The organism is Streptomyces sp. TG1A-60, from assembly GCF_037201975.1.
Classification (GTDB): Bacteria; Actinomycetota; Actinomycetes; order Streptomycetales; family Streptomycetaceae; genus Streptomyces.
Map to the genome: position 1 here is coordinate 3,052,456 of NZ_CP147520.1, position 14,863 is coordinate 3,067,318.

At 71.5% G+C, this 14,863-nt stretch carries 14 protein-coding genes and 1 pseudogene; 5 read left to right on the forward strand and 10 right to left on the reverse strand.

What is annotated here, in order from left to right; all coding sequences use genetic code 11:
- Nucleotides 1-111 precede the first annotated feature (111 nt).
- From WBG99_RS12640 to WBG99_RS12680, 9 genes and pseudogenes are all read right to left on the reverse strand, one after another.
- Nucleotides 112-1,692: a methylmalonyl-CoA mutase family protein gene (locus tag WBG99_RS12640; protein ID WP_338900318.1), complete on the reverse strand. Its 1,581-nt coding sequence runs from the start codon at nucleotides 1,690-1,692 to the stop codon at nucleotides 112-114.
- Nucleotides 1,693-2,269: 577 nt separating this feature from the next.
- On the reverse strand, nucleotides 2,270-3,547 hold the full coding sequence (locus tag WBG99_RS12645) for a hypothetical protein (RefSeq protein ID WP_338896428.1): 1,278 nt from the start codon (nucleotides 3,545-3,547) through the stop codon (nucleotides 2,270-2,272).
- Entirely contained in the window at nucleotides 3,547-4,233 is a 687-nt protein-coding gene (locus WBG99_RS12650) for an RNA polymerase sigma factor (protein WP_338896429.1), read from the reverse strand. Before WBG99_RS12650 ends, WBG99_RS12645 begins: the two co-directional genes overlap by 1 nt.
- Nucleotides 4,234-4,721: 488 nt before the next feature.
- Nucleotides 4,722-5,108, reverse strand: coding sequence for a hypothetical protein (locus WBG99_RS12655; RefSeq protein WP_338896430.1), 387 nt, complete (start codon nucleotides 5,106-5,108; stop codon nucleotides 4,722-4,724).
- 171 nt (nucleotides 5,109-5,279) lie between these two features.
- Nucleotides 5,280-5,939, reverse strand: coding sequence for an RNA polymerase sigma factor (locus WBG99_RS12660; RefSeq protein WP_338896431.1), 660 nt, complete (start codon nucleotides 5,937-5,939; stop codon nucleotides 5,280-5,282).
- Between the two features lie 759 nt (nucleotides 5,940-6,698).
- The gene (locus WBG99_RS12665) at nucleotides 6,699-7,136 is read right to left on the reverse strand and encodes a hypothetical protein (RefSeq protein ID WP_338896432.1); all 438 of its coding nucleotides are present in this window, start codon (nucleotides 7,134-7,136) and stop codon (nucleotides 6,699-6,701) included.
- A 122-nt stretch (nucleotides 7,137-7,258) separates the two neighbouring features.
- Nucleotides 7,259-7,819, reverse strand: coding sequence for a hypothetical protein (locus WBG99_RS12670; protein WP_338896433.1), 561 nt, complete (start codon nucleotides 7,817-7,819; stop codon nucleotides 7,259-7,261).
- A gap of 86 nt (nucleotides 7,820-7,905) precedes the next feature.
- Nucleotides 7,906-8,115, reverse strand: a pseudogene (locus WBG99_RS12675) (hypothetical protein); the annotation flags it as partial.
- A gap of 38 nt (nucleotides 8,116-8,153) precedes the next feature.
- A complete protein-coding gene (locus WBG99_RS12680; protein ID WP_338900319.1) occupies nucleotides 8,154-9,734 on the reverse strand; it encodes a glycoside hydrolase family 20 protein in 1,581 nt (526 codons plus the stop codon).
- 255 nt (nucleotides 9,735-9,989) lie between these two features.
- Between WBG99_RS12680 and WBG99_RS12685 the strand changes: the two genes are divergently transcribed.
- The 5 genes from WBG99_RS12685 to WBG99_RS12705 all read left to right on the forward strand — a co-directional run bounded on the left by WBG99_RS12685 (nucleotide 9,990) and on the right by WBG99_RS12705 (nucleotide 14,310).
- Nucleotides 9,990-10,610 carry a 2-oxo-4-hydroxy-4-carboxy-5-ureidoimidazoline decarboxylase gene (locus tag WBG99_RS12685; protein WP_338896434.1) on the forward strand — a complete coding sequence of 207 codons (621 nt, stop codon included), beginning with the start codon at nucleotides 9,990-9,992 and terminating at the stop codon, nucleotides 10,608-10,610.
- Nucleotides 10,611-10,875: 265 nt separating this feature from the next.
- Nucleotides 10,876-11,256 (forward strand): succinate dehydrogenase, cytochrome b556 subunit, encoded by a 381-nt coding sequence (sdhC, locus tag WBG99_RS12690; protein ID WP_338896435.1) that lies wholly within the window; start codon nucleotides 10,876-10,878, stop codon nucleotides 11,254-11,256.
- 5 nt (nucleotides 11,257-11,261) lie between these two features.
- Nucleotides 11,262-11,753 carry a succinate dehydrogenase hydrophobic membrane anchor subunit gene (locus tag WBG99_RS12695; RefSeq protein WP_338896436.1) on the forward strand — a complete coding sequence of 164 codons (492 nt, stop codon included), beginning with the start codon at nucleotides 11,262-11,264 and terminating at the stop codon, nucleotides 11,751-11,753.
- Nucleotides 11,754-11,776: 23 nt separating this feature from the next.
- Entirely contained in the window at nucleotides 11,777-13,531 is a 1,755-nt protein-coding gene (sdhA, locus tag WBG99_RS12700; RefSeq protein ID WP_338896437.1) for a succinate dehydrogenase flavoprotein subunit, read from the forward strand.
- Complete coding sequence (locus WBG99_RS12705) at nucleotides 13,531-14,310, forward strand: succinate dehydrogenase iron-sulfur subunit (RefSeq protein ID WP_338896438.1); 780 nt, start codon at nucleotides 13,531-13,533, stop codon at nucleotides 14,308-14,310. Before sdhA ends, WBG99_RS12705 begins: the two co-directional genes overlap by 1 nt.
- 193 nt (nucleotides 14,311-14,503) lie before the next feature.
- Here the strand turns inward: WBG99_RS12705 and WBG99_RS12710 are convergent, their stop codons facing one another.
- Nucleotides 14,504-14,767 carry a TM2 domain-containing protein gene (locus WBG99_RS12710; protein ID WP_338896439.1) on the reverse strand — a complete coding sequence of 88 codons (264 nt, stop codon included), beginning with the start codon at nucleotides 14,765-14,767 and terminating at the stop codon, nucleotides 14,504-14,506.
- Nucleotides 14,768-14,863 lie beyond the last annotated feature (96 nt).

Sequence of the window (14,863 nt, forward strand, 5' to 3'; positions counted from 1 at the left end):
CGTCTCTGGAGGGGCGCCGGACGTGAACCCGGAGCGTCCTCGTCCGGGCCACAGGACTGTCGCACGCGGGTACGGCACTCCGGCAGGTCCGCCGGTGGTGGGGGCGGTCGCTCAGAACGCGTCGCTGGGGACGTACGTGCCCCACACCTCCCGCAGCGCGTCGCACACCTCGCCCACCGTCGCGCGGGCCCTCAGGGCCACGCGCATCGGGTAGAGGACGTTCTCCGTGCCCTCGGCGGCCTTCTTCAGGTCGGCGAGGGCCGCGTCGACCGCCGACCGGTCGCGCTCGGCGCGCAGCCTCGCCAACCGCTCCGCCTGCTGGGCCCCGATGGCCGGGTCGACCCGCAGGGGCTCGTACGGCTCCTCCTCGTCCAGCTGGAAGCGGTTGACGCCGACGACCACCCGCTCGCCCGAGTCGGTCTCCTGGGCGACGCGATAGGCGGAGCGCTCGATCTCGCTCTTCTGGAAGCCGTGCTCGATGGCCGACACCGCGCCGCCGAGGTCCTCCACCTTCCGCATCAGTGCGACAGTGGCCGCCTCGACGTCGTCGGTCATCTTCTCCACGACGTACGACCCGGCGAAGGGGTCGACCGTCGCCGTCACATCCGTCTCGTAGGCCAGCACCTGCTGCGTACGCAGGGCGAGGCGGGCGCTCTTGTCGGTGGGGAGGGCGATGGCCTCGTCGAAGGAGTTGGTGTGCAGGGACTGGGTGCCGCCGAGGACGGCGGCGAGGCCCTGGACGGCGACCCGGACGAGGTTCACCTCGGGCTGCTGGGCGGTCAGCTGGACCCCGGCCGTCTGCGTGTGGAAGCGCAGCATCAGCGACCTGGGGTTCCGCGCGCCGAACTCGTCCCGCATCACCCGCGCCCAGATCCTGCGCGCCGCGCGGAACTTGGCGACCTCCTCCAGGACCGTCGTACGGGCGACGAAGAAGAAGGACAGACGGGGGGCGAAGTCGTCGACGTCCATGCCCGCCGCGACGGCCGTACGGACGTACTCGATGCCGTCGGCGAGGGTGAACGCGATCTCCTGCGCGGGCGAGGCGCCCGCCTCCGCCATGTGGTAGCCGGAGATCGAGATCATGTTCCACCTGGGGACCTCGGCCTTGCAGTACCTGAAGATGTCGGCGGTCAGGCGCAGTGACGGCTTCGGCGGGAAGATGTACGTGCCCCGCGCGATGTACTCCTTCAGGACGTCGTTCTGGATCGTGCCGGTCAGCCGGTCAGCGCCGACGCCCTGCTCCTCGGCGACCAGCTGGTAGAGCAGAAGGAGGAGAGCGGCGGGGGCGTTGATCGTCATCGACGTCGAGACCCGGTCCAGCGGGATGCCGTCGAAGAGCACCCGCATGTCGTCGACGGAGTCGATCGCCACACCCACCTTGCCGACCTCGCCGTGGGCGATCGGCGCGTCGGAGTCGTGGCCCATCTGGGTGGGCAGGTCGAAGGCGACCGACAGACCCGTCGTACCGTCGGCGATGAGTCGCTTGTAGCGGGCGTTGGACTCCACCGCCGTGCCGAAACCGGCGTACTGGCGCATGGTCCACGGGCGGCCCGTGTACATCGACGGGTAGACACCGCGTGTGTACGGGTACGCGCCGGGCTCCCCCAGTTTCTCCGCCGGATCCCAGTCCCGCAGCGTCTGCGGCCCGTACACCGGCTCGATGGGCAGTCCGGACTCCGACTCGCGCGCCATGGTGTGCCTCCGTGCTGCTCGGTCGCCCCGCGCCGGGACCCTGCTCACCACCATGCCCCGTAGTTCGCGGCGGGTCACATCCGGGAAACCCGTCCGGGAGGACCGACGGACGCGGTGGGTCGCGGGACGGCATCGTGAGACGACGGGGGGGCGGTGGGCGCGTACCAGGGACATGCGGAGATCGACGGCCGCCCTCGCGGCACCGGTGCGGTCGGCGGCTGCACGGCCGGGGTGGTGGACGTGCACGGCGGTCAGCGGCAGCCGGAACGCAAGCAGGGTGACGTGCGTCACATCACGCATAGCGGGAGGGCGTCGGACGCGTCATGGGGAGTACGGGGTCACGGGGGATCACGGGGAACGGGGGACCCGTACGGGGGGCGTCACGGGGGATATGGGGCGCGGGCGGGACCGGGGGAACGTGTCCCGCCCGCGCCGAGGTGCACGAGCCGTAGGTACGGGGGGAACCCCGGCTCTGTGCGACGGCCGATGACCAGTCGGCTCACTCATTACTGCGCCGGGGCGGCTGAAAGTGTTACCCGTTCCGCGAAAGAATTCGTAACGGACACGAAAGCGCAGTTCAGGGCCGGTGGATGGGGGGTGCTGGCCGGTGCGCGGCGGCCAGCGAGGACGGCGCGGCGGGAGAGGCGGAGACGTCGGCCGGGCCGCCGGCGCCGAGGAGGCGTGCCACCCCGCCCTGACCGCGGTGGCCGTTGCCCCCCTTGCCCTTGCGGCCTCTCTTGTTCTCGCCGTTCCCGTCGCCCGTGCCGTCACTCCTGTGGTTCCCGTCGCGCTTGCCGTCGCCCTCGCTGTTCCAGCCGCCCTTGCCGTGGCCGCCGCGGCGCTCGCCCCTGTCCGGGTCGTCCTCCTCGTCGGAGTCCTTGCCGGACCGCTGTGCGTCGTCCCCGCCGCCGACGGAGCCGGCGGGCCCGGAGCCCGACGTGCCGGTGCCCGCGCCCGGACGGCTGCCGCGTTTGTCGGCGCCGCCGGCCAGGACGTCCTCGCAGTACCGCTTCAGCTTCTTCCCGCCCCCGCCGCCCGCCGCGTCCTCCAGGCCACGTCTGCGGTCGACGTCCAGGCCCTTGCCGTCGCGGACGTCACGGCAGGCGGAGAGCACGCTGTTCCACCGCTCACGGGCGGGGTTCCCGTCCTGGCCGGTGCCACGGGGCTGCTCGTTCTCGTCCTCGCCGCCGGTGCTGTCACCGGTGGGGGCGTCACCCTTCGTCGAGCCGCCCGGGAAGCTCTCGGGCGGGGGGTCACCCGGCATCCCCTTGTGATCGTCGCGCTCCTTGTCGCCCGGCGACGGCCGGTCGGGGGTGTGCGCGGCGGAGACCGTGGGTTCCGGTTCGTCGTCGCGGAACGCGCTCAGCGCGCCGCTGCCGGCCGCCACCGCGACGCCGCCGAGCATCCCGGCGGCCAGTGCCGCGGCCAGCCCGAAACGCACCGAACGGCCCCAGCCGGCGTCACCGCCGTCCGGCACGGGGCGCTCGGGACGGCCGAGGCGCACGAGTCCGGCGTCGGCGACGAGGGGCGAGGCGTCCGGACGGCCACCGCCGCCGGGCCCGGCGGCCTCACCGTCCCGGCCCGAACGGGCCGCACGTGCCGGACCGGTAGTGCTGCCCACACGGGTCGCGCCGGCTGTGCGGGCCATTCGGAAGGCCGCCAACGCGGCTTCCTCGCCCGGGAGTTCGGTATTCTGCGGAGTCGGCGGCGAGAGCTCGGCGGTCAGGGCGTCCAGCGCCTCGGCGAGCCGGTCGGCACGGGCGCGGGTGTCGGCGTCGACGGCTTCGAGCGGCTCGCCACGCAGCAGCCGCTCCACGGCATCGCGGTTCAGCCACCTGTTCTGCTCGTCGGCCATCACACATCCTTCTGCGTCCTCGCACGCGTATGCGTCACACCGGCGGACGTGGCCGCGCGTGTGCGCGGTTCTCTCGGCGGGGGTACGGCGTCCAGCGGGTCACCGGATTCCGGATCGGCCTCCGCAGCCGTCTCCGGATTCTCCCCGATCAGTTCGGCGAGCCGCTTCAGCCCCCGGTGCGCGGCCGTCCGTACGGCGCCCGCGCGCTTGCCCAGCGTCTCCGCGGCGGTCTTCGCGTCGAGGCCGACCACGACACGCAGGACCACCGCCTCCGCCTGCTCCTGCGGCAGCTGCGCGATGAGCGAGAGGGTCCGGTCGGTCGCCAGGGCCTCCATCGCCTCGCCCGCCGTGTCGGACTCGGCGGCCTTGCCGGTCAGCTCGGACTCGTCGCCTCCTATCGCGGGCCGGCGGCCCCGCATGCGTATGTGGTCGAGGGCGCGATTGCGGGCGATCCGCGCGGCCCAGCCACGGAACCGGTCCGCGTCACCACTGAACCGCTCCAGGTCACGGGCTATCTGCAACCAGGACTCGGAGGTGACGTCCTCCGCGTCGGGGTCGCCCACCAGCGTCCGCACGTACCCGAGCAGCCGTGGGTGCACCGAGCGGTACACAGTCCGGAACGCGCTCTCGTCCCCGTCCTGTGCCGCAAGCACCGCGGCGGTCAGCTCCGCGTCGTCCCCCAGCACCCACGCGCCCCTCTGCGCCTAAGCCGGCGCCGCTGTCGCGGACCGGGTTCTCGCCGTTGTGGTTCCTCGATCGATGGTTGCGGTCCCAGGACCACTGATGGTTGCGGTGGTCTTCCGCCAACCACGATCCGGCGCGAAAGGCACGTTACGGCCTGAAACCGCTGACCGTCCACGTCCGTAGAACATGCAACTGACTCGTGATGCGGACAGGTGTGACAGAAAACGTCGTCGCGGCGCTGTAGGGAGTACGGGCCGCCGCGCGGCCCGTACCGGTCGACGGTCGGGGCCTCTCCTGTGGGGGGTGGCGGCCCCGACCGTCGCCATCGGCGGAGTCGGCCGGGTGTCTTGCGAGTACGGGGGTCTTGCGAGCACTCCGGCCTTACTTCTTCTCCCGGGCCTCGCCCGCCCTCCCGGCCCCCTCGGGCCGGGCCGGCCCGTCCGACGCCGGTGGCTCACCCGAGGCCCTTGACCCGGCCGACGCTCCCGACTCACCCTGCCCGCTCGACGCGTCCTGCCTGCCCGCCGCGGTCCCGGGCCTCGTGGTTCCGGCCGGTGCCGTCGTCGCGCGGGGCCGGGCCGATCGCCGCGTACGCGACTCCGCCGAGGGCCAGGCCGGCCAACAGGACGACCAGGGTGGTGCGCAGGGAGAGCTGGACGCGGCGGCGCGGGTTCGGCCGCCAGTCGTCCCGGCACCGGGTACGGGCGGTGCGCGCCCCCTGCTCCCGGGCCAACCGGAACGCGGCCACCGCCCGCGCCTCGCCCTCGCTGTCGGCCGCAGCACGACCGCGTACGGCGGCGGCGGCGAGAAGGGCGTCGACGGAGACGGGGGCGCCGGAACCGGAAGGAACAGGGTCGCCGGAAGGAACGTCGCTCATGCCCCGGCACCGATCGCCCGGACCTCCGCTGTGGCGCCGTGCACCCACGTCCGACTCCACCCCTGCCCGAGGGCATCCCGCGTCGTTCCCTGTCGCCGTACTCTGCGCCGGTGTCATACCCGCGGTGCCCGTGGCGGCTGTGGCGGCCGTGGCGGCCGTCGTCACTGTCGGTCATCTCGACTCCCCCAGCGTCCGGGGGCCGTCATCCGTCACACCCTCACTCCGGAGAAGCTGGGCGAGTCGCTTCAGCCCCCGGTGGGTGGCCGTACGGACCGCGCCCGGGCGTTTGCCCAGGACGCGGGCGGCGGCGGGGCCGTCGAGGCCGACGACCACGCGCAGCAGGACCGCCTCGGCCTGGTCACGGGGCAGCCGGGCGACGAGCGCGAGGGCCTGCTCTGTGGAGAGCGACTCCAGGGCCTGGTCGTGGGTGCTGTGGGCGCCGGGCAGTTCCAGCAGGTCGTTCTCCAGCGCGGTCGCCCGGGGCCTGACCTTCTGGCGCCGCAGATGGTCCAGGGCCCGGTGCCGGGCGATGGTCGCGGTCCAGCCCCGGAAGCCCGCCCCGTCGCCCTTGAACCGCCCGAGGTCCCGCGCGATCTCCAGCCAGGCGTCCGACGCGACGTCCTCCGCGTCGTCCCCGACGATGCCGCGCAGATACCCCAGCAAACCGGGCTGCACGAGCCGGTACGCCACCGCGAACGCGGCCTCGTCCCCGGCCTGCGCCCGCGCGACGGCCGCGCCCAGTTCCCCGTCGTACGCCTGCACGCGCCGCGGTTCCCCTCCCTGGCCTGGAGGTCCTTGCGCTGTGAGCGCACGGGGCGAGCGGTCTGGCACCGCGCCTCGCCGCGTCGCCGGAGAGTCCTGGTGGCTCCTCCCCCACGCTCGACTTCGCTCGCGCGGGAGTGGCCCCCGCCGAGGGCCCTCCGACGCCTTGCGACGCACGGCACCAGACCACGCGACCTCATCAGGCGCTCATAGCGCAAGGACCCCTCAGGGCCCGTCGTTCGGATCCTGCCTGGGCCGCGGGGCTCGGCACGCGCATCCGCGGCCGTCAGGAACCGCAGCCCGAGGTCGGCATGATCCGGACGACGGGCCCGAGCCGTCCGGGACAGTGCCACGTCAGGCCGGGATCGCGTTCCCGGGGACCTTCCCGGCCACCGCCAAGCCTCCATGGTCATCTGCGCCGGGCCCCGCGGAAGTGTCACAGTCAACCGCCCCCGGCGGACGACGCCACCGGCCACTGGCGCCCGGAACGACGGCTTCGTGCGAGTCGGGCATCTCGATGGTGCGCCTGCGGGTGCGCCCGCCCATGAGCGGGAGGACCGCCGCGACGTACCGCTCGGCGGCAGCTGCTCCAGCACGTGGAAGTGGAAGTACACGACACCGCCCACGTGTTCCGAGGGGTGGTCCACGGCCCGCTCCACGAAGGCGGAGCACCAGCCCCCGCTTCTCAGGGCCGCGGGGAACCGCGCGAGCAATCCCGACGCACCCGCACCCCGCCGGCGAACCGATCCCCCGAGGTCTCCCGCCGGGATCGAAGGGGCGTCAGCCCCTGGGACGGGAAGGGGCGGCGGGGGCGAGAAACTCCCCCGGTCAGCCGAAGGACATCGCGTCGCGGCACAGCAGCCGAAGCGACCCGTCGCCCAGGTAGCACCGCCGGGCCTCGTCGAACGGGTCCCAGAAGCGGCCGTCCCTGGCGCGCACCCAGTACCCCCCGCCCGACTCGACCCACTCACCCCCGGCCCACCGCACCACGACCTCTCCCCCGTACGCCCCGAACCCCCGCAGCACACCCTCCACCGCGGCGAACGGCGCCCCTTCCCGCCGTATCTCCTCGATCATCCGGTCCACCCGCCACAGGCTCTGCGTCGAGTAGTCGAGACGCACACGCGCCCCCTCCCGCATCATCGCCACCGAGTCGGCTGCCCACCGAACGGGTTTCGCCGCACTCCCTGACCGGTTCCCGAGGCTCCCCGAAGCACGGGAGCCACTGGACGTACTGACCGAACTGAATGTCTGCTGTGCGCTCACACTGGGGACAGCGCCCGCCCCACCGCGCGCGTCACACGAATTCGCCACCGTGCGCGACACCGGCGCAGGACCACCACACCCCGGCCCCAGGACACCCACAGGACCCGCTCAGAAGACCCGACTTACCGCCGCGCCCCGCGCGCCCGCCGTGACACGACCGCCCGCAGCACCCGCCGCCCCTCCGTGGCCACACCGAGCGCCTGCCGGACCCCCGCCGCGCCGTGCTGCGCGAGCAGCTCCAACACCACGACCTGACGACGCAGTTCCGCGGCGACCAGATGGGAGACGTCCTCGGTACGGCCCTCCCGACAGGCCGTCACGGCGGCGTCACCCCCGGCGTCCAGCGGGTCGAGCAGCTGATGGATCCGCAGGGCGGAGACGGAACACACGTCGGCCCACTCCCGCAGCCCGCCACCGGACCACTCCACGGGAACCGCGTCGAGCATCCGACGGGCGAGCACGACGATCTCCTCGTCCCCGCCGGAGGAGGCCGAGGCCAACTCGCCCCGCGCCTTAGCCACACTCTCCCCCCACCCCTCCCCGTCGTCCACCAACCCCGCCCACAGCGGACGCAGCACCTCGTCGTCGCCCCCGAGAAGCGGTACGCAACGGTCCAGACAAGCCAACCCGCTTGCCGCCAGACCGCGTTCGTCGGCCTGGGCCATCAGCTCCACCAGGCTCATCACGCCTCCCCCTAGATCCCGCTCGACCACGCCCCGGTTATACGGAGCCCACACTTCCCCTTACTGCGTGCGACGACCCGGGAGTGTCACAGCGGCACGACCCCGAGCCGGTCGAGCAACCGGAAGAGAATGTTTTCAGCCAACGGGTCCACCGGTCCAGGTTCCGAGGTCAGCACATCGACCAACGCCTGCTCGACGACGATCCGCTCCGCCTCAGCCGCCCAGGCGACGGCACGCTCGGCGGCGTCGCGCGGTTCGAGGAAGTAGTCCTCGACGGTGAGGCCGTGCTCACTCCCCACCCCGCGCGTCCACCCGGTCACCGGCCTCGCCGGACTCAGCCCACCCGCCCCGCCAGCTCCTGGAACTCCGCCCAGCTCGTCCCCGGCTTCGCCGGATCCCACAGCTTCTGCGACAGCGCCCGCAGCGGCATCCGTACGCCCGCCGCGACCTGTGCCTCGGTCTGCCGGTTCGCGAGGTCGCACCAGACGGCGAAGACACCGCCGAGGATCTGGTCGTCGTAGCGCGCGGGGACGGCGGTCGTGCCGCGCAGCACCCTCGGCGTCCACGACTCGTAGATGCGCTGCCCGGTCGGGTAGACGAACTGGTTGGGCTCGCCGAGGACGTAGTACAGGTACTCGTCGTTGTAGTTGATCACCTGGCGCCCGGCGCTCAGGTACTCGGCCGGCTGCCGGGCCCCGATCTCCTTGCCCGTCCAGTACGCGACCTGGATCGCCGGGTCCGCCTGGACCGTCCCGCCCCGGAAGAAGCCGTCGTTCCAGGCCCGTACGGTCCGGTCGTGCCCGCGCATCACCTTGGCCCGGTCGTTCAGCCACCCGGTCGCGAGGTCGGCGACGGTCGCGCCGGGGCCGTACTTCTCCCGCGCGGCGGCGGCCAGCCGCGGATACGACGCCTCGGGGTTCGACACCATCAGCGCCCGGTACTCGTCGGCGCCGAGGTGCCAGTACGCGCCGTCGAACAGGTCGGCGTACTCGTCGAGCAGCTCGTCGACGACCTCGGCGGCCTCGGGATCGGAGATGTCGACGGCCCCACGGGCGGCGACACCCTGGGCGTCGACCAGCTGGAGCCCGGGGTTGCCGGCGATCACGGCGCCCAGATGCCCGGGTGAGTCGATCTCCGGTACGACCTCGATGTGCCGGCTCTTCGCCAGGGCCAGGATCTTCCGCACCTGGGCCTTGGTGAGGTGCTGGTCGGAGACGACCTCGGGGTGGGTCGTGGACTCGATCCGGAACCCCTGGTCGTCGGAGAAGTGCAGCCCGAGCTGGTTGTACTTGAGGTCGCCCAGCTCTCGTACGCGGTCCTCGATCCAGCCCGCCGTGAAGTGCTTGCGCGCGATGTCGAGCATGAACCCGCGCTGCGGCTTGGCCGGCTCGTCCCGTACGACGCCCTCCGGCGCCGTACCGCCGTCGCGCACCTCCTGCTTCAGGGTGCGGGTCCCGTAGAAGACGCCCGCCTCGGCGGGCGCGGCTATCCGCACCCGCCGGTCCTTCACCGTCAGCGTGTACGCCTCCGAGCCGGACTCCCCCGCCCCGGTGAGCGCCAGCTCCACGTCCCCGTCCCGGGGCCGCGCCTGACCCGCGTAGTCCAGCCCCAGCTCCCCGGCGGTCAGCCGCCCCTCGTCGGCCAGCGCCTCGTCCCGTACGACGAGCCGGGCCCCTTCGGCGGGCTTCCAGCCGGGGCCCCGGGCGGCCTCGTGCCGCCGTACGGCGGGGATGGTCCGGGGCTCCTGCGAGAGCGGATACGAACGCGAGGGCGAGGGGGACGCGGAGGGCGAGGTCCCGGACCCCTCCGGCGAGGGCCCCGCCCCGCTCGGCGTCCGGGTGTCGCCGCCCGGCCACACGGTCACGGCCACCGCGACCGCGCCGCCCGCGAGGACGACTCCCGCGCCCAGGAGCAACCCCTTCGACGTGATCGCCGTCTTCCTGCGGGGAGCCCTGCGTCGGCCACGGTTCACGACGGGTCCCCGGTCCCGTTCCCGGTCAGCATCCACCACACCTCACACACCTCTCGCCCGCGCCTCTCCCCCGGTCTCCGTCCCGGCTCTCTCCCGAGCCCTCTCCTCGAACCTACGACGTCCCACCGCCCCACCCGTCCACCACAGGCTCCGAAACTCTCCCGTCCGGGTGAAATCCGGGCATCGAACGGACATCTCATGACCCGCCTCGATAACGTCGTGGCCCATGTCGCACGGCCTGCCCTGCCCTCCTCTACGCACCGCCGAGGATCCACGCTGCCTCCGCACCGTCTCCCCCACCTCCCCGGCCGGGTCGCCATACCGGAGCAGGCCCGCACCCCCGGACCGTCGGCCCTGGAGCAGTTCAACCACGCCCCCGCGGACACCACCCGCGAGGCCCTCCTCACCTGCCTGCGCAGTCTCCGCTGGGCCCACCGCCTCACCGACCACCGCCCCTATCCCGACCTGGACGCCCTCCTCGCCGCCTCCGACGAGGCCGCCTACGACCTCACGGCAGCCGACCTGGCGGAGGCCCTCGCCGGCGAGACCCTTCCCACGCTCCCGGACGACATCTACGGCGTGGCCCACACCGCCCTGAACGCCGCCCACGCCGCCTACGAGGCCCGCTTCGGCCACGTCTTCGTCATCTCCCTGGACGGCACCCACCCCGCCGAACTCCTCGACCGCGCCCTGGAAGGCATCCGGTCACGTCTGGCGAACGACCCGGAGGAGGAACGGGTGGTGGTGGCGGAAGAACTCCGGCGCCTGGCCGGACAACGCCTGATCACCCACCTGACCGGCCCGAAGGGCCGTCCTTAGGGTGTCTTCAGGGGCGCGGGGGACCGCGTGCCAGGCCCCACACAACCCGCGCCCGGCAACGCAGGGCCGTCCCCCGCCCCGGATGCCGCCCGGTACTCACCCTTACGAGCACCTTTGTATGCCAGTTTGATCACACCAACCCTCCCGGCTTAAGCGCCGCAGGCACACGTCGCTACCATGGCCGGGGCCGGTGGACCGTACCCGGCCGGGTCAGACCGACAAGAAAGCCGGCCGGCCCCAATCCCCGCTCCCGGAGGGTTCTTCCGTGCCGGCTGGAACGCTGTACCGCGGCCGGGAAGGAATGTGGTCCTGGGTGGCTCACCGAGTCACCGGCGTCCTCATCTTCTTCTTCCTGTTCGTACACGTGCTGGACACCGCTCTCGTCCGTGTGTCCCCCGACGCCTACGACAAGGTCGTGGCCACCTACAAGACGCCGATCGTCGCGCTGCTGGAGTACGGCCTCGTCGCCGCCATCCTCTTCCACGCGCTGAACGGTCTTCGGGTCGTCGCCGTCGACTTCTGGTCGAACGGCCCCCGCCACCAGAAGAAGATGCTCTGGACCGTCGTCGGTATCTGGCTCGTGCTGATGATCGGGGCCCTGTACCCCGTCCTCGGCCACGCCGTCCGTGAAGTGTGGGGGAGCTGACACCCATGGCCACCACTGAGACCACCGCGTCCGGCATCGGTCCCGTCGAGGGCACCGGCGGGACGTCGGGCTACAGCCCCGACAACCCGGCTCCCGTCATCGAGCCGCCCCGCAAGCGCACCAAGAAGACCCCGAGGTCGACCCGCGGCAACTTCGAGATGGCCGCATGGCTCTTCATGCGGCTGTCCGGCATCGTCCTGGTCGTCCTGGTCATCGGCCACCTGCTGATCCAGCTCGTCCTCGACGGCGGCGTCTCCAAGATCGGCTTCGCGTTCGTCGCGGGCCGCTGGGCCTCGCCGTTCTGGCAGACCTGGGACCTGCTGATGCTGTGGCTGGCGATGCTGCACGGCGCGAACGGCATGCGGACGATCATCAACGACTACGCCGAGCGCCCGAACACGCGCCTGTGGCTGAAGGGCCTGCTGTACACCGCCACGGTGTTCACCATCCTGCTGGGCACGCTGGTGATCTTCACCTTCGACCCGAACATCCGCTAGGCACGGGGCTGAGGTAACCGATCATGAAAATCCACAAGTACGACACCGTCATCGTCGGCGCAGGTGGCGCCGGTATGCGCGCGGCCATCGAGTCGACCCAGCGCAGCCGCACCGCCGTGCTGACCAAGCTGTACCCCACCCGCTCCCACACGGGCGCCGCGCAGGGCGGCATGGCCGCCGCGCTGGCCAACGTGGAGGAGGACAACTGGGAGTGGCACACCTTCGACACGGTCAAGGGCGGTGACTACCTGGTCGACCAGGACGCCGCCGAGATCCTGGCGAAGGAGGCCATCGACTCCGTCCTGGACCTGGAGAAGATGGGCCTGCCGTTCAACCGCACGCCCGGCGGGACGATCGACCAGCGCCGCTTCGGCGGTCACAGCCGCAACCACGGCGAGGCCCCGGTCCGCCGGTCCTGCTACGCGGCCGACCGCACCGGCCACATGATCCTCCAGACTCTGTACCAGAACTGCGTCAAGCACGGCGTGGAGTTCTTCAACGAGTTCTACGTCCTCGACCAGCTGATCACCGAGGTCGACGGCGTCAAGAAGTCCGCCGGCGTCGTGGCGTACGAGCTGGCGACCGGCGAGATCCACGTCTTCCAGGCGAAGGCCGTGATCTACGCGTCCGGCGGCTGCGGCAAGTTCTTCAAGGTGACGTCGAACGCGCACACGCTGACCGGTGACGGTCAGGCGGCCGTGTACCGCCGGGGGCTGCCGCTGGAGGACATGGAGTTCTTCCAGTTCCACCCGACCGGCATCTGGCGCATGGGCATCCTGCTGACGGAGGGCGCCCGCGGTGAGGGCGGCATCCTCCGCAACAAGGACGGCGAGCGCTTCATGGAGAAGTACGCGCCGGTCATGAAGGACCTCGCGTCCCGTGACGTCGTCTCCCGCTCCATCTACACGGAGATTCGCGAGGGCCGGGGCTGCGGCCCCGAGGGTGACCACGTCTACCTGGACCTCACGCACCTCCCGCCGGAGCAGCTGGACGCCAAGCTCCCGGACATCACCGAGTTCGCGCGCACGTACCTCGGCATCGAGCCCTACACGGACCCGATCCCGATCCAGCCGACGGCGCACTACGCCATGGGCGGCATCCCGACGAACGTCGAGGGTGAGGTCCTGAGCGACAACACCACGGTCGTCCCCGGCCTGTACGCCGCCGGTGAGGTCGCCTGTGTCTCCGTGCACGGCGCCAACCGTCTCGGCACCAACTCGCTGCTCGACATCAACGTGTTCGGGCGCCGGGCGGGCCTCGCGGCGGCCGAGTACTCCCAGAAGGCCGACTTCGTCGAGCTGCCGGAGAACCCCCAGTCGCTGGTCGTCGAGCAGATCGAGCGGCTGCGCGCCTCCACGGGCAACGAGCGTGTGGCGGAGCTGCGGCGCGAGCTGCAGGACACCATGGACGCCAACGTCATGGTGTTCCGCACCGAGCAGACGATCAAGACGGCCGTCGAGAAGATCGCCGAGCTGCGCGAGCGCTACAAGAACGTGGCGATCCAGGACAAGGGCAAGCGGTTCAACACCGACCTCCTGGAGGCCGTCGAGCTGGGCAACCTGCTCGACCTCGCCGAGGTCATGGCCGTCTCCGCCCTCGCCCGCAAGGAGTCCCGCGGCGGTCACTACCGCGAGGACTACCCGAACCGCGACGACGTCAACTTTATGCGTCACACCATGGCGTACCGCGAGGTCGGCGACGACGGCTCCGAGACCGTCCGCCTCGACTACAAGCCGGTCGTCCAGACCCGCTACCAGCCGATGGAGCGTAAGTACTGATGGCTACTCCCACCCTCGACAAGGCGGACAGCGCCGGCCGGCCCGAGGCGGGCTTCGCCGACTCCCCGTACATCACCGCCACGTTCCGCGTCCGCCGCTTCAACCCGGAGGTCGCGGCCGAGGCGGTCTGGGAAGACTTCCAGCTGGAGATCGACCCCAAGGAGCGTGTCCTCGACGCGCTGCACAAGATCAAGTGGGACCAGGACGGTTCGCTGACCTTCCGCCGCTCCTGCGCCCACGGCATCTGCGGCTCGGACGCCATGCGGATCAACGGCAAGAACCGCCTGGCCTGCAAGACGCTGATCAAGGACATCAACCCCGAGAAGCCGATCACGGTCGAGCCCATAAAGGGCCTCACGGTCCTCAAGGACCTGGTCGTGGACATGGAACCGTTCTTCCAGGCGTACCGGGACGTGATGCCCTTCCTGATCACGAAGGACACCAACGAGCCGACGCGTGAGCGTTTCCAGACGGCCGAGGACCGCGAGCGCTTCGACGACACCACGAAGTGCATCCTCTGCGCCGCCTGCACGTCCTCGTGCCCGGTGTTCTGGAACGACGGCCAGTACTTCGGTCCGGCCGCGATCGTCAACGCCCACCGCTTCATCTTCGACTCGCGTGACGAGGCCGGTGAGCAGCGCCTGGAGATCCTCAACGACCGGGACGGCGTGTGGCGTTGCCGTACGGTCTTCAACTGCACGGACGCCTGCCCGCGCGGCATCGAGGTCACCAAGGCGATCCAGGAGGTGAAGCGGGCGCTCATCACGCGCCGCTTCTGATCGCGACAGCGTCGGCACGGAAGGCCCGCGGGTTCACCCGCGGGCCTTCCGCTTTCCCGGGCCACGGAGTTCCCGGGCCACGGAGTTCCCGGCGCACGGACGAGGGCCCCGTTCCCGCGCGAAGCTCCTGGGAAGCTCCGCGGCGAACGAGGCCCTTCGGTCGATCACCCGTCGGCGGTGATCCTCAGCGCGATCAGCCGCGCAGGACGCGGCCCTGCGCGTCGGTGCGGTCGTTGCTCGTGAGGAACAGGATGCCGTCGATCAGGGACCAGAAACCCAGACCGCCACAGGTCAGGAGCTGGGCGACGCCCACGCCGACGGAACCGACGTAGAAGCGACCGATGCCGAGCGTGCCGAGGAAGAGCTGCAGGACACCGGCCACGATCTTCGACTTGTCGGAGTACGGGCGCCCCTGCGGGTCGTAGCCGAAGGGAGCGTCAGGGGTGGGGACGGTCATGGATGTAACTCCTGGAAGTACTGACTGAGATACCGAGGCGGATTACCTCGGGGGAGTACGCAGGAGAGAAGGCGCGGCAAAGAACCGGCAGTAATC

What these genes read in the sequence shown, in the direction of transcription:
- WBG99_RS12640 (WP_338900318.1), bottom strand. Translation starts at nt 1,692, where the DNA reads ATGGCGCGCGAGTCGGAGTCCGGACTGCCCATCGAGCCGGTGTACGGG.
- WBG99_RS12645 (WP_338896428.1), bottom strand. Translation starts at nt 3,547, where the DNA reads ATGGCCGACGAGCAGAACAGGTGGCTGAACCGCGATGCCGTGGAGCGG.
- WBG99_RS12655 (WP_338896430.1), bottom strand. Translation starts at nt 5,108, where the DNA reads ATGAGCGACGTTCCTTCCGGCGACCCTGTTCCTTCCGGTTCCGGCGCC.
- WBG99_RS12670 (WP_338896433.1), bottom strand. Translation starts at nt 7,819, where the DNA reads ATGAGCCTGGTGGAGCTGATGGCCCAGGCCGACGAACGCGGTCTGGCG.
- WBG99_RS12685 (WP_338896434.1), top strand. Translation starts at nt 9,990, where the DNA reads ATGACCCGCCTCGATAACGTCGTGGCCCATGTCGCACGGCCTGCCCTG.
- WBG99_RS12695 (WP_338896436.1), top strand. Translation starts at nt 11,262, where the DNA reads ATGGCCACCACTGAGACCACCGCGTCCGGCATCGGTCCCGTCGAGGGC.
- sdhA (WP_338896437.1), top strand. Translation starts at nt 11,777, where the DNA reads ATGAAAATCCACAAGTACGACACCGTCATCGTCGGCGCAGGTGGCGCC.
- WBG99_RS12705 (WP_338896438.1), top strand. Translation starts at nt 13,531, where the DNA reads ATGGCTACTCCCACCCTCGACAAGGCGGACAGCGCCGGCCGGCCCGAG.
- WBG99_RS12710 (WP_338896439.1), bottom strand. Translation starts at nt 14,767, where the DNA reads ATGACCGTCCCCACCCCTGACGCTCCCTTCGGCTACGACCCGCAGGGG.